14 protein-coding genes are annotated in these 13,534 nt (G+C 68.2%); 9 read left to right on the top strand and 5 right to left on the bottom strand.

Annotation, left to right across the window (positions count from 1 at the left end):
• Nucleotides 1-285 (bottom strand): sigma factor (locus ABZV00_RS29080; protein WP_355611847.1); only part of this gene is annotated, 285 nt, incomplete at its 3' end.
• A gap of 268 nt (nucleotides 286-553) precedes the next feature.
• Here ABZV00_RS29080 and ABZV00_RS29075 point away from each other — a divergent pair.
• From ABZV00_RS29075 to ABZV00_RS29055, 5 genes are all read left to right on the top strand, one after another.
• Entirely contained in the window at nucleotides 554-2,053 is a 1,500-nt protein-coding gene (locus ABZV00_RS29075) for an MFS transporter (protein ID WP_355611844.1), read from the top strand.
• Between the two features lie 243 nt (nucleotides 2,054-2,296).
• Nucleotides 2,297-3,826 (top strand): phenylacetate--CoA ligase family protein, encoded by a 1,530-nt coding sequence (locus tag ABZV00_RS29070; protein WP_355611841.1) that lies wholly within the window; start codon nucleotides 2,297-2,299, stop codon nucleotides 3,824-3,826.
• Complete coding sequence (locus ABZV00_RS29065) at nucleotides 3,823-4,269, top strand: DUF4188 domain-containing protein (protein ID WP_355611838.1); 447 nt, start codon at nucleotides 3,823-3,825, stop codon at nucleotides 4,267-4,269. Before ABZV00_RS29070 ends, ABZV00_RS29065 begins: the two co-directional genes overlap by 4 nt.
• Nucleotides 4,266-5,402, top strand: a complete 1,137-nt coding sequence (locus ABZV00_RS29060) for a hypothetical protein (protein WP_355611835.1) — start codon at nucleotides 4,266-4,268, stop codon at nucleotides 5,400-5,402. The genes ABZV00_RS29065 and ABZV00_RS29060 overlap by 4 nt, the downstream gene beginning before the upstream one ends.
• Nucleotides 5,399-6,292 carry a hypothetical protein gene (locus ABZV00_RS29055; protein WP_355611832.1) on the top strand — a complete coding sequence of 298 codons (894 nt, stop codon included), beginning with the start codon at nucleotides 5,399-5,401 and terminating at the stop codon, nucleotides 6,290-6,292. The genes ABZV00_RS29060 and ABZV00_RS29055 overlap by 4 nt, the downstream gene beginning before the upstream one ends.
• Nucleotides 6,293-6,401: 109 nt before the next feature.
• On the opposite strand, the gene ABZV00_RS29050 is transcribed toward ABZV00_RS29055, so the two are convergent.
• The gene (locus ABZV00_RS29050; RefSeq protein ID WP_355611829.1) at nucleotides 6,402-6,548 is read right to left on the bottom strand and encodes a hypothetical protein; all 147 of its coding nucleotides are present in this window, start codon (nucleotides 6,546-6,548) and stop codon (nucleotides 6,402-6,404) included.
• Between the two features lie 87 nt (nucleotides 6,549-6,635).
• Between ABZV00_RS29050 and ABZV00_RS29045 the strand changes: the two genes are divergently transcribed.
• Nucleotides 6,636-7,073, top strand: a complete 438-nt coding sequence (locus ABZV00_RS29045) for a hypothetical protein (protein WP_355611826.1) — start codon at nucleotides 6,636-6,638, stop codon at nucleotides 7,071-7,073.
• A gap of 26 nt (nucleotides 7,074-7,099) precedes the next feature.
• Here the strand turns inward: ABZV00_RS29045 and ABZV00_RS29040 are convergent, their stop codons facing one another.
• A complete protein-coding gene (locus ABZV00_RS29040; protein ID WP_355611823.1) occupies nucleotides 7,100-7,381 on the bottom strand; it encodes a YrhB domain-containing protein in 282 nt (93 codons plus the stop codon).
• Nucleotides 7,382-7,665: 284 nt separating this feature from the next.
• On the opposite strand from ABZV00_RS29040, the gene ABZV00_RS29035 reads away from it, so the two are divergent.
• Nucleotides 7,666-8,601 carry a hypothetical protein gene (locus ABZV00_RS29035; protein ID WP_355611820.1) on the top strand — a complete coding sequence of 312 codons (936 nt, stop codon included), beginning with the start codon at nucleotides 7,666-7,668 and terminating at the stop codon, nucleotides 8,599-8,601.
• A 149-nt stretch (nucleotides 8,602-8,750) separates the two neighbouring features.
• On the opposite strand, the gene ABZV00_RS29030 is transcribed toward ABZV00_RS29035, so the two are convergent.
• Nucleotides 8,751-8,918 carry a hypothetical protein gene (locus ABZV00_RS29030; protein WP_355611817.1) on the bottom strand — a complete coding sequence of 56 codons (168 nt, stop codon included), beginning with the start codon at nucleotides 8,916-8,918 and terminating at the stop codon, nucleotides 8,751-8,753.
• A 16-nt stretch (nucleotides 8,919-8,934) separates the two neighbouring features.
• Nucleotides 8,935-9,654: a class I SAM-dependent methyltransferase gene (locus ABZV00_RS29025; protein ID WP_355611814.1), complete on the bottom strand. Its 720-nt coding sequence runs from the start codon at nucleotides 9,652-9,654 to the stop codon at nucleotides 8,935-8,937.
• A gap of 397 nt (nucleotides 9,655-10,051) precedes the next feature.
• Here ABZV00_RS29025 and ABZV00_RS29020 point away from each other — a divergent pair, with 397 nt between their 5' ends.
• Both ABZV00_RS29020 and ABZV00_RS29015 read left to right on the top strand, forming a co-directional pair.
• On the top strand, nucleotides 10,052-11,203 hold the full coding sequence (locus ABZV00_RS29020; RefSeq protein ID WP_355611811.1) for a glycoside hydrolase domain-containing protein: 1,152 nt from the start codon (nucleotides 10,052-10,054) through the stop codon (nucleotides 11,201-11,203).
• Nucleotides 11,204-11,487: 284 nt separating this feature from the next.
• Nucleotides 11,488-13,479 carry an acyl-CoA dehydrogenase gene (locus ABZV00_RS29015; protein WP_355611808.1) on the top strand — a complete coding sequence of 664 codons (1,992 nt, stop codon included), beginning with the start codon at nucleotides 11,488-11,490 and terminating at the stop codon, nucleotides 13,477-13,479.
• Nucleotides 13,480-13,534: the final 55 nt, after the last annotated feature.

Genomic DNA, 13,534 nt, shown 5'->3' with positions numbered 1-13,534 from the left:
GTCCTCGGCCACGTCGGGCGCGGTCAGCAACGGTTCGGGCAGCCACGGCCCGACGTAGGACTCCTTACGCCGATCGAGCGCACGCAGCCGGTCCAGCGCCTGCCGGGTGACGATCCGCACCAGGTAGGCGCGCTTCTCCCGGACGGTGGCCAGATCGACGCCCACCCAGCGCAGCCAGGTCTCCTGCAGGACGTCCTCCGCGTCTGCGGCCGAGCCGAGCATCTCGTAGGCGACGGTGAACAACAGATTGCGATGGGCAACGAACACCTCGGTCGCCGAATCCATGCAGTCCACGCGGTCGACACGATCGAGCAGCTCAGCTGTGTCCGTCGTTCCTGCGCTGCGCTGGCTCCTGCCCGGCTCCTGCCTGTTCAACCTTGGTCCTGCCACACGCACTAGACGCCGCTGCCCACCGTTTTGTAACAGCCACGAGCGATGACCCACGTCATACACCCGCGCTGTTACAGGGCTCGGGTCGCCGACGTCTTGTGATCGTCAGAACGCCGCACGAACGCTCCGCGCGGCACGCAACACCACGAGTGAGGACGAAGTCATGGCAACCACGAAAGCACAGGCCCCGGCAGCCGATTCGCGCCGCTGGGCCGCGCTGTTCTTCATAGGGTTGGCCCAGCTCATGATCGTTCTGGATGGGACGGTCGTGAACATCGCGCTGCCGTCGCTCCAGCGGGATCTGGGGATCTCCGACGGCGACCGGCAGTGGATCATCACCGCGTACACGCTGGCGTTCGGCAGCCTGCTGCTGCTCGGCGGCCGGATCGCCGACTACACCGGCCGCAAGCGGACCTTCCTGATCGGACTGCTCGGCTTCGCCGGCGCGTCGGCACTCGGCGGCGCGGCGGACAACTTCGAGATGCTGCTGAGCGCCCGTGCCCTGCAGGGCGGGTTCGCCGCGCTGCTCGGGCCGTCCGCGCTGTCGCTGCTGACCGTGACGTTCACTCAGCCCAAGGAGCGCGCCAAGGCGTTCGGGATCTGGGGCGCCATCACCGCCGTGGGTGGCGCGATCGGGCTGCTGGCCGGCGGGGCACTGACCGACTACCTGGACTGGCGCTGGTGCCTGTACGTCAGCGTCCCGATCGCCCTGATCGCGGTGGTCGGCGGGTACGCGATGCTGGCCGAGTCGCGGAGCGGGGGCAGGGCCCAGTTCGACATCCCGGGCGTGCTGCTGGTGACCGGCGGGCTGGTCGCGATCGTGTACGGCACGAGCCAGGCGGAGTCCGACGGCTGGGGCTCGGCGAGGGTCATCGGTCTGCTGGCCGGGGGCGCGGTGCTGCTCGCCGCGTTCGCCTTCGTCGAGAGCCGGGTGTCGCAGCCAATGCTGCCGCCCCGCCTGATCGCCAACCGAACCCGCGGCGGCGCCTATCTGAGCGTGGGACTGGCCATGGTCGGAATGTTCGGGGCGTTCCTCTTCATGACCTACTACCTGCAGGTCGTCAAGGAATACTCGCCGATCAGGACGGGCGTGGCCTTCCTCCCGATGACCGTGGCGGTCCTGATGTCGGCCGGCGGGCTCGCCACCCGGCTGCTGCCCAAGGTCCCGCCGCGGATGCTGATCGTGCCGGGCATGCTGCTCATCGCCTCCGGCATGCTGTGGCTGCGCACCATGGAGACCGACACCGCCTACGTCGAGGGCGTGCTGGTCTCGGGACTCCTGCTCGGCTTCGGGGCGGGCATGATCATGCCGGTGGCCTTCAACTACGCCACCCACGGCGTCGACCAGCGCGACGCGGGCGTCGCCTCGGCCAGCGTCAACACCGCGCAGCAGATCAGCAGCTCGATCGGAACCGCGCTGCTCAACACCATCGCCACCAGCGCGACCGCGGGCTACTTGGCCTCGCATGCCTCGCAGGGCAGGAGCCCGGCCTTCGCCAAGGAGGCGATGCTGGAAGGTTTCGTGACAGCCGGCACCTGGGCCGCATGGATCCTCCTGGCCGGTGCGCTGATCGTCGCTGTCCTGATGAACACCCCGCGCCCCGAACACCAGGCGGTCACCGAGGACGCCGAGAGCGCCGAGCCGGTGCTCACTCACCCCTGATCCCTCCGGCGGAGGTCCACAGCGCCACCGGTCAGCCGCGATTCATGGATCTCGACCGGGTCGACCTCGCCTGACAGGCACCACCCGACGAGCCCGCCGATCCCTCAGCGATCGACCGGGCTCGTCGGCTTGAACCCGGCCGCGCCGACGGGCGCCGGCCGGCCCGGGATACTTAGACACCTGAGTATCCGTCATCAGGCTTCTGGCTCGACGGTTCAATAGTGTGGCCGCGTGGTGACATTCATGCGTCGGTGGACCCTACGCTCCGCGAGCTTCGCCCTGACCTGGCTCTACACGCTCTACCGGATCCATCCGGCGGTGTGGCGGCTCACGGCACGTCAGTACCGTCCGTACATGGGTCGCTTCGCCCGGCTGCACGCCTGGATGACCTGCCAGTTCGCCGCGATCGACGTGCCCGCGTACGGCGACTTCCTACGCCGCAACCATTGGCGGTTCCGGTGGTTCGACCTGTCGTCGTACCCGCAGACGGACAAGCGGTCGTACGTGCAGGCGTACCCGGAGGCGCAGCGTTGTTGGCACGGTGAGATCGAGATCGCCGGCAGCGTGGTCGATGAGTCGTCGGGCTCGTCCGGTCAGCCGTTCAACTGGATCCGCAGCCGCCGTGAGTTGCGCTCGGTCCACAAGAACCTGGCCGGCTACGCGACCATGGTGTTTCCGTCGAAGCGGCGGTTCGTCATCAACGCGTACTCGATGGGCGCCTGGGCCACCGGCACCAACACCGGCATCGCCATGTCCACGATCGCGATGGTGAAGAACACCGGGCCGGACCTGCAGAAGATCGTCGACACCCTGTTGTACTTCGGGCCCGGATTCGACTACATCGTCACCGCGTATCCGCCATTCCTCAAGCACCTACGCGACAAGCTCGACGCTGAGGACTTCCCGTGGGCCGAGTACCGCATCAGCGGTCTGGTCGGTGGTGAGGGGATGACCGAGGCGCTGCGCGACTACCTGCAGGAGCGTTTCGTCAAGGTGCGCTCCGGCTACGGAGCCAGCGACCTCACCATCGGCATCGCCGGGGAGAGCGACTTCAGTGTCTGGGTCCGTCGACGACTGCGTACCGACGCCGCACTGCGGACCGCCCTGCTCGGCGCCGACGAGCACCGGCTGCCGATGGTCTTTCAGTACAACCCGCTTGAGACGTACCTGGAGACCACCCCGGACCATGAGGTGCTCTGCACGATCAACTCGACGGCGGTGCTCAATCCCCGGGTCCGCTACAACATTGGCGACGAGGGCAGGCTGATCTCGTACCCGGACGTCCTGGCCGCGATCGCCGACCCCGCGGCGAGGGCCGCCGCGGACCGCGCCTGGCAGATCGACCGGATGCGGTTGCCACTGCTCTTTTTGTACGGCCGCAAGGACAGCACGATCTCGTACATGGGCGCCAACATCTACCCCCAGGACGTCGAGTACGGCCTCTACACCGGCAATTCCCAGGCGCACCTGCTGCAGAGCTTCTGCCTGCAGTTGACCGAGCAGGCCGACCTGGAGAGTCGGCCGGTCGTCAACCTGCAACTTCGCGAGGGACTGGCGCTCGGCCCCGATGAGCGGCGAACCCTCATCCACACCTGCCGCGCGGGGGTTTTGCGTCACCTCGCCGAGGTCAGCCGGGACTTCGCCGAGTCCCTCGCCGAGGATCCGTCCGCCGCCGACCTGCGGGTGGAGGTCCACGAGTATGGCACCGGCCCATTCGCCGACGCCGCCTCCAAGATCAAGAACGTATACCTGGTGAGGGGCGTGACGGCGTGAGGACCACCGACTTCTCCGCAGCGCCTCCGGTGGGCCAGGCGACCGCCATGTTCGTCGGCGCCACCCGCTACCGCGGGCCGCGCTCGATTCTCACGCTCACCCGGACGTGGTTCAAGATGGTCCGGCAGATGAGACGGATGGACGGGTACCGGTGGCACACCGTGTATTACCAGTTCCCGTTCACGCTCGGCGCCATCGCCTTCTTCAGCGACCGCGACGCGCTGCTGAAGTTCGCCCGCAGCCGCCACCACCGCGACCTCATGTGTTGGGTGACCGATCACGGCACGAAGAACGCGACCGGTGGCTACATCCGCCTGTACGGTGCCGAGCCCGAGGGTTACAGCAACGGCATCTGGCGCGCTGAGTCGGACGGCATGGCGCACGTACCGACCTTCACCCCGCTGTCCACCGAGACGTCGGGCCCGCCGGTGCACCGCGCATGAGACTGGTTCCCGTGCAGTCGCGGGCCGACCTGCGGGCGTTCGTCGACTTCCCGCTCCGGCTCCACCCGACAGACCGGTACGTACCCCTGCTGTCATCGGTCATCGCGACCCACCGCCGCACCGCCGAACTGTTCCTGGTCCGCGACCGCAACGGCGTCGTCGTGGGGCGCACCAGCATGCACCGCAGTGCGGCCTTCGACACCAAGGTGGGCCCACGGCAGCTGTTCGGGCACACCGAGTTCGTCGATGACGACGACGTCTTCGCCGCCATCATGAACGCCGTCGAGACCAGGGCCAACGGCCGACCACTGTTCGGACCAGTGGCACTGCTGCCGAACCAGACCGGCGGGGTGATCACCTCCGGCTTCGCCGACCGCGGCTTCGTGGACTCCGCGTGGAACCCCGCCTACTACCCGGACATGTACGAACGGCACGGCTTCCACCGTCGCTTCGAGGCCGACACCTGGCTGGTCGACCTCAACGGCACGGCCACGGGTGCTCCGGTCGCCGCCGGTGCTCCGCTTGCCGCCTGTGCTCCGGCCGCCGCCGACCATGACCACGGGTTCGCCTTCGACGACGGCCGGATCGCCGCCGAACAGCTCGTCATCCGGCACGGCTCCCGGTGGCACCTGCGCAGCCAACTGCCGATCCTGCGGCGGATGCTCAACGCGAGCTTCGCGCAACTCGGCTACTACACCGACATCTCCGCCGATCAGCTGGCGGAGCAGACCGACGGCCTCGCGTTCCTGCTCGACGAGGCGCTGCTTCTCTGGCTGGAGAAGGCCGGCCGACCTGTCGCGTTCGTCGTCACCGTGCCGGACATCTCCGAGTACCTCATGAGCGTCGGTGGCCGGCTCGGCGTCATCAATCAGCTCCGCCTCCTCGCCACCCGCAGCCGGTACCGGAGCGACGCCGTCCTCATCATCAAGGGCACCGTGCCCGACGAGCAGGGCAAGGGGTACCTGACGCTGCTGTCCAGGGAACTGCACCGCAACCTCGCCAGCAACGGGTACCGGACACTGCGCAGCACCTTCGTCGAGCGGACAAACGTCGCCTCGGCCGCTCAGTACCGGCGCGCCGGCGGGCGCCCACTGCACGGGTACACCTTCTACGAGAGAGGGGCGGCGGCATGAGCTGGGTCGAGCAGTTGCGGGCCAACGAGGCGGCCTGCCGCCGGGCACCGAGCGCGCACAACACGCAGCCGTGGCGACCGGAGTACCACGCAGACAAGATCGTCATCGGCGTCGATCCCGCCCGCCGCCTGCCCGACTCCGACCCGACCGGGCGTGACCTGGCCCTCGGCATCGGCGCATTCGTCGAGACGTGCCTCATCGTCTCCGCCGAACTTGGCCTCACCATCACCGCGGCGCCCGGTCCGCGACTGATCCCCGCAGCAAATCGATACGCGACTCCGTTCACGATCGCCGACGTCGAGGCCCGCCGGGTCGCCCGTGGTCCATACGCGCCCGGGTACGTCGACGCCACCCTCATCGCCGACCTCGGGCCCGGCATCGCGCACGTTCCGACCCGAGATCTCGCGCCGGATCTGGCGGTCGCCGACCGGTGGCTGTTCGGCACACCAGCCGTCGCGGTCGAGATGCGTGACTGGCTACGCCTCAGCCCACACCATCCTCGATACCACCTCGACGGGCTCACCGACCAGGCGCTCACCCTGTCCCGGTACGAAGCACGGGTCCTGTCCGCCGCACTTCGCGCGTACCCGGCCACCCGCCGGCTAGGCCTTCCGGCGCTGCTGGCCGCCAGCGGCCGCGGCCTGTTGCGCTACGACGGCAGCATCCTGGTCCTGCTCGCCGACGGCGACGACCACATCGCCGCAGGCCGGCGTCTTCTGCGTACGTGGCTGACTCTCGCCCGGCACGGCCTGGCGGTCCATCCACTCAGCCAGCTCATCGACTGCCCGGCGACGGCCAGTCGGCTCGCCGAACGGGTGGGCGGCGAACCGCTCGCGGTGTTTCGCGTCGGTCGTCCCCTCGCCGAGCCGGTCCGCTCGGCCCGATGCTAGCGGGCCGTCCCCTGTGCTCGGGGATACGACGATTCAGCGGATGGACCACATCGGCTTGCAGCCGGTGGCACAGGATCGGCCCAGTTCCTGGGACACGGCTCGACTGAGGTCAACAGTCGTACTCAATCAGATCCTCCACGGCCTGCCGAAGCCAGTCGTAGAAGCCGCCAACGTCTGCCTGGTGCTCCCAGCCGGGCGACGCGAAGTCGTGCACGATGACGACTCGCCCGCCTCGGTCGGCGTCCCAGCAGGCCACGTCATCGTTCTAATCATCGGCACGAATGGGCTCTGCGACGCGGACCAGCGGCATAACAGGGTGTTTGCGGCTGTCTAGGGTGACGGCATGTCAGAGGTGGTCATCGAGTTGGAGCTCGGTCTTCCGCATTGGGACCCAAACGATCCAGAAGCAGTGGTCTATGTCGACGAGAGGCGTGCTGCCGCAGCCCTCAACCCGCACCCGGACGATGCGGACCGCCGGGCTGTGGTGCTCGTGTGGTCAGGGTGTCGCTGGGCGGCCCATGGCGCGCCGAACGACGAGGGGCGTCGGGCTCACCGGCTTCACTCCAAAGGCCTGAACGGCATCCTGTGGTTAGGCACCGTGCGGGAGAGCTCGACCGTCGAGGGCATATGCGCAGGCAGGGCAACCAGCGCTGACTCGCTGAAGCACTACGTGCTGCCGCTGAAGGAGACCACCCTCGAAGTGGTAGCCGAAGATCTCCGCGCGGTTCGCTTGGCGGGCCCTACCCGCCAAGCTCTCGTATCAGTCGTGGTCGGCTCTTGAGCGCGCAGCGCAGGATGTCAGTGCGTTCAGCGGAGGGTGAGCCGATGCTCGGCGATCTGTTCTTCCACCGGTCGACCGGACCAGGCCAACCATGGGTCCGCGCCCGACTTGGGCACGACCACAGGTCCGTTGCCTGCCAACGCGTCGGAAACGCGGCCTGACTCGATGAAGGCGCGAGACTGGTAGCTCACGGACCAAGCGGTCTCGTGCTCTCGCGCACCGGTGATCACCCACTCACCGGTGCGGATCTCGCCAATGCGGTCAGCGAGCAGGGCAAATGCGATCCCGCGAGCCTCTTCATCGGTCATGCTCGTGACCCTAACGCTGGAACACGACGCAGGACCGAGCCAAGGCGCTGTCATCAGCAGATGAGCGGGTCCCACGTCTGAGCATCACGACCCGCGAGTGCTGACACGATCGGGTCCGCCAAAGAGGCCTCCAAGCCGAAGAGCCTGGTCACAGCGTTGCCCGTGGGATCGGCGTCCCAGATGACGGCACGGCCGGCGGGCCCTCGGCAGGTCCCTCCTGAGGGGGAATGCCTTCCCCTGTCGGCGGGTGCCGCCCACGTCGGGGCGCCAGAAGGATCGGATGCATGACGACATCGGCATCGATCGTTCGCAGGACCGGCCACGGCCTGACGTACGCAGTGCTCGGCTGGGCCGTGGCATACGGGGGTGTGCGTCTGGCGTGGACGATCGGCGAGGCTCCGGAGTTCGGGCAGTTCGGGTCGGACCTGCTCGGTTTCACCGGCTGGCGGTCGGTGGCGTTGTGCGTTGCCGCGGGTGCTCTGGCGGTTGCGTTGGACCGGGTGGAGACCTGGCGGCCGGCGCTCGCAGGTGTCGCCTGGACGGTCGCTGGGGCACTGATCGCGGCAGCCGCGATCCTGCTGCCGGAGTTGGTGGGCTTCCTGCTGTTCACGGTCGGCCCGTACTTCGACCCGGTAGCGTTCGCCAGCCGGCTCGGTTGCGTCAGCGGAGCGGTCCTGCTCAGTCTCGCCACCGCCCACCATCAGCGACGCACCCGGGGCGACTGTCCGGACTGCTGCCGGACGGTCCGACCGGGTCTGCGACGCTCAACACCCGCGCGGTGGGCGCGGTGGGCCGCGTACGCCGCGGTAGCCGGCCTCGTCACCCGCTTCGCGGCCCAGGTCGTGGTGGGATTCGACGGCCTTACGCAGGACGCCTCCGTGATCGGGTTGGAGATCGGCCTGTTGCTGGCTGGAGTGCTGTTGCCGCTGGCGCTGGTACACCGCTGGGGCGAGATCTGGCCGGGGTGGGTGCCGCTGCTCGCCGGCCGCACGATCCCTCGCCTGCTGTTACTGGTGCCCGGCTTCGGGCTCGGGGCGGGCATCGTCGCCTACTTCGGCATGGGGCTGGTGCAGTTGACGTCGGGATCGATCAGCCAGTTCTCCGACACGTTCCTCTGGGTGGCGATGTCGGCGTACTGCATCCTGGGGCTCGGCCTCATCTCGGCGTCAAGCGACTACCACCTGCGCACCCGCGCCGCGTGCAGGGCCTGCGGCCGGTAACAGGTTCCACTCGGGCCCCTACCGGGGGATTCCTCCGGGCCCGGAGTCTCCTCGGCCAACAATGAGATCGTCTACGGCTTCGTGCGCGACCCAGTCGGCGTCGAGTGACGCCCGAGACAGGCCCTGATCGCCCGCAGCCAACAGGAAGATCAGGCGTCGAAGCCGGCACCCCGACCGAGCAGGCCCGCATCCACGACGCCCGTCCCGCCGGATCCCCACCCACCCCGGCAACCCAGCCACTGCGCGTCGAACGACGCGTCAGGTGCCGCCGCACCCTCGTCATCGCCGGCCAGAAGATCCACGTCGGCATCGGCCACGCCGGCGTCGGTGCGGTCAGTGGTCTTCGGCGTAGTGGGAGTGCACGGCGGGTTGTCCGGTGTAGTTGGCACCAGCGCGATCGTCGGCGCCGAGGTAGCGGTACGGGAGGCGGACTTCACGGCGGCCGGTGCAGCTGATCCGGCGTCGACGGGAGTCGTAGGAGAACCCGGCGGCGCGGAGTCGGGCGGTGAGGCACTGCCCAGCGGGTCGCCCGTCAGGAAGCCAAACGCTGGACAGGTCCAGGTCGGCCACGAGCCGGCCGGTGGGAGTCAGCCAGCCGGCGGCCCGGGTCAGGACGGCGAGCTTGTCTCCGACGTAGTGCAGTCCGTGCAGACAGGTGATCAAGTCGAACGTCCGCGTAGGTGTCCAGTTGGTGACGGAGGCGCAGATCAGCTCCAGGTTCAGCGGTGGTGCCGGTACGGGATCGAAGGCGTCGACCAGGTCGACCCCGACGAGGACCGTCCGCTCGGTCAGCCCTGCCAGGCGCAGCTCCCCGGCAGCCTGGATCAACGCCCGACCAGTGCCGCAGCACAGATCCAACCAACCAGCGACTGCCGAAGGTTCGGCCCGGTCGGCGGCGGCGAGAACGTCGAGAGGGTTGAACCCCAACTCCCGGGTGTAGCTGTTGACCCCGGACAGCTGCCGCTCGCGGTTCATGGCGCAGTTGGCCACCACCGCCGACCGCTCCAAGGCATCGTTACCAAGCAGGTCGAAACCGGCGCGCTGGTCAACCACTGGAACATCATTCCAGAGACAGCTCCTCAGACTGAACCCCCGACCAGCGGCAGACTCTGATGCCGATAGAGCCCGGCACTTCAGGTAGCAAGCGCTACCGGCAGAGCCAGAAACCCTCGGTGAACCCGGCGACGATGCGAGCGTGACAGCTTGCGACCCTGGCCGAGCGTGCTGGGTCTTGATCTTGTGTCCGAAGCGACCCAAGCCCTCTATTGCTGTTCATCGATTCGTGGTAGAAATCTTTCGTGGTGCCCGTTCCGAGGCGAGGATTCCTTCAAACGGAGGCAACGTGAGAGTCATTGCCGGATGGCTAGCGGGTCTCACCGTTGCCGCAGGACTCGTGGCGCCGATCGACTCGATTGCTATGGCCGCGACACCCCCACAAGCATCGACTGCAGTGACGCCACTGGCCACCGGCCCGCAACCCGGCACCTTTACCGGCCGGGGATTCGACACCTGCGCCGCCCCGTCACAGGCTGCGATGAACACGTGGCGGGCCAGCTCGCCCTACGGCGCGATCGGCATCTACATCAGCGGGGCCAGCCGCACCTGCTCCCAGCCCAACCTCACCGCGACCTGGGTGACCAACCAGACCAGTAACGGATGGCGGCTACTCCCCATCGAACTGGGGTACCAGGCACCGTGCGGCACCCGCACGCCGAAGATGTCCGCCGATCCCACCACCGCCCGCTCACAAGGCGTCTCCGCGGCGAACAGCGCCGCGAATGCCGCCCAGGCACTGGGCATCGGCAGTGCGAGCACCATCTACAACGACATCGAGCAGTACCCGTCGAACGCGTCGTGCCGGGCTGCGGTGCTGTCGTTCCTGTCCGGCTGGGTCGAGCAACTGCACGTACGCGGCTACCTCGCTGGCATGTACTCCAGCGGCTCGTCCGGCATCAAGGACGTCTGCGACGCGTACGGCAACCCGACCTACACGCGACTCGATCAGATCTGGATCGCCTGGTGGAACGGGGTGGCTGACACGGACGCCGGAAGTTACTGCGCCGATGCCTACTACGCGAACCAGCAGCGCGTGCACCAGTACGTCGGCGATGTCACCGAGACGTGGGGTGGCGTGACGATGAAAATCGACCGCAACTACCTCGACGTGCGAGTTACGCAGACTCCGCCCCAGCAGTGGACCACGACCATCGACAACAGCACCTCGGGCGGGTTCACGGCGAGCACCGAATGGGGCACGTCGGCCTACTCCGGCCAACGGTTCGGCACCGACTACCGATTCGCCAACCCGTTGTCCTCCAGCGACGTCGCCTGGTACCGGTCGACCATCCCGGCGACCGGAAACTATGAGATCTCGGTCTGGTACCCGGCCGACGCGGGCTACAACAACCAGACGCCTTACCTTGTGGAGACCACCACCGGGAGCAAATCCGTGTCCGTCAATCAGCGAGCCAACGGCGGCCGATGGGTCTCGATCGGCGTGTTCACCCTGGCGGCGGGCACGGGCAACAAGGTCGGCGTGAGTCGCTGGACCAGTGGCACCGGATTCGTGGTCGCCGACGCGGTGCGGATCACCCGGGTCTGAACTCCCTCGCTGGCCGAGTGACACCTGGTCGACGCCGCGCTCTCGAGTCCAACCCGGTCCGCCACCACGCTCAGGCCGTGTCGTGCCGGATTCCTCGATGGCGCGGACCGCCGCTTGCACGATCAGTTGACGCCGACGGGCGCGCTCATTCGGGGCGCCGTCGGCACGACGCACGGCGATGGTGTCGGGTCTCACCGCTGTCTCTCACCGGACCGATGTAGGGGGCCGGCACTCTTGATCAGGTACAGACTGTACCCATATGTCCACCATCCCGAGGGGTGACCATGCCCGATCACGCGTCTGGCCGCATCGACCTCGCCCGCCTGCAGGAAGTGCTCGACGGACCGTGGGCCGAGGTTCGCAACGCGCACCGGGATCACCTCGACGAGCGCTTCCTCCCGGTGTACGGCGAGACCGGTGACCAGGCACGTGAGCGGATCAGCCGGCTGCTCACCGAACTTCCTGTCGAGCTGGGCATCGCGTCGGGCTTCCCCACCGAGTACGGCGGCAGATCCGACGTCGGCGGCTCGATCGTCGCCACCGAGATGCTGGCGCAGGTCGACCTGTCGCTGATGGTCAAGGCGGGCGTGCAGTGGGGCCTGTTCGGCGGCGCGGTCGCGGCCCTCGGCACGCAGCGGCACCACGACGCGTACCTACGGGACATCATCTCGGGCAAGATCTTCGGCTGCTTCGCGATGACCGAGACCGGCCACGGCTCCGACGTCCAGCAGCTGCGCACCACCTGCACGTACGACCCGCAGACGCAGACCTTCGATCTGCACACCCCGCACGAGGCGGCCCGGAAGGACTACATCGGCAACGCGGCCCGGGACGGGCGGATGGCGGTGGTCTTCGCGCAGCTGATCACCAACGGGCGACGGCACGGCGTACACGCGTGGCTGGTCCCGATCCGCGACGCGCAGGGCAACCCGCTGCCCGGCGTGACCATCGGTGACGCCGGGCCCAAGGCCGGCCTGCTCGGCGTTGACAACGGGCGGCTCAGCTTCGACCACGTACGAGTGCCGCAGGACATGTTGCTGGACCGGCACGGTCAGGTGGCGGAGGACGGGACGTACTCCAGCCCGATTGAGAACGACTCCCGGCGCTTCTTCACCATGCTCGGCACCCTGGTCCGCGGCCGGGTGAGCGTGGGCGGCGCCGCGTCGGCGGCCACCAAATCGGCGCTGACCATCGCGGTGCGCTACGGCGACATCCGCCGCCAGTTCGGCACGCCCGACGCCGACCGGGAGGTGCTGCTCAACGACTACCTGGCCCACCAACGCAAGCTGCTGCCCGCCCTGGCCACCACGTACGCGCTGAACTTCGCCCAGGCCGAGCTGGTCGCCGCGCTCAGTGAGGTGCAGGGCGGCGACGGGCCGGTCGACGAGCACCGGCAAAGGGAGCTGGAGTCCCGGGCCGCCGGTCTCAAGGCCGCGCAGACCTGGCACGCGACGCGCACCATCCAAATGTGCCGCGAGGCATGCGGCGGCGCCGGCTACCTGGCCGAGAACCGGCTACCCAGTCTCAAGGCCGACACCGATGTCTTCACCACGTTCGAGGGCGACAACACGGTGCTGCTGCAGCTGGTTGCCAAGGGGCTGCTCACCGGCCACCGGGACGAGTTCGGCTCGTTGGACGGCTGGGGGCGCGCCTCCTTCGTCGCCGAACAGGTCCGCGAGATGGTGCTCGAGCGCACCGCCGCGCGGTCGCTCATCGAGCGGCTGATCAGCGCCGTGCCCGGCCGTGACGAGGAAGTCGCCGTCACCGACCGCGGCTGGCAGCTCAAGGTTTTCGAGGACCGCGAAAGGCACCTCCTCGACGGCGCGGTCCGCCGCCTCCGCAACGGCGCGGCCATGAAGAAGGACCATCCCTTCGACATCTTCAACGACGTTCAGGACCACGTCCTCGCCGTTGCCACCGCGCACATCGACCGAGTCACCCTGGAGGCGTTCGTCGCCGGCATCGAAGACACCGCAGACCCGGCGGTCCAGGCGCTGCTCTCCCGAATCTGTGACCTGTACGCGCTCAGCGTCATCGAGACCAACAAGGGATGGTTCCTGGAGCATGGCCGTCTCACGCCGGCCCGCGCCAAGGCGATCACCGCCGTGGTGAACGGTCTACTCAAAGAGCTGCGCCCGCACATGCGGACGCTCGTGGACGGTTTCGCCATCCCGGACACGTGGCTGCACTGCGCCGTCCTGCGCGAGGAACCCCGCCGGCAGGAGACCATGGTCGCCCATGACGCCGCCGGTGATCCGCAGGCAGTCCCGGCGTAGGCAGAAGGTTCGTCCGGCGTGCCGGCCGGAAGTCCTCGTACTGGATGTGCTTGGG

The organism is Micromonospora sp. NPDC005173 (assembly GCF_040608515.1).
Classification (GTDB): Bacteria; Actinomycetota; Actinomycetes; order Mycobacteriales; family Micromonosporaceae; genus Micromonospora.
The sequence above is the reverse complement of the archived record's forward strand: the minus strand, read 5'-3'. Positions and strand labels throughout refer to the sequence as shown.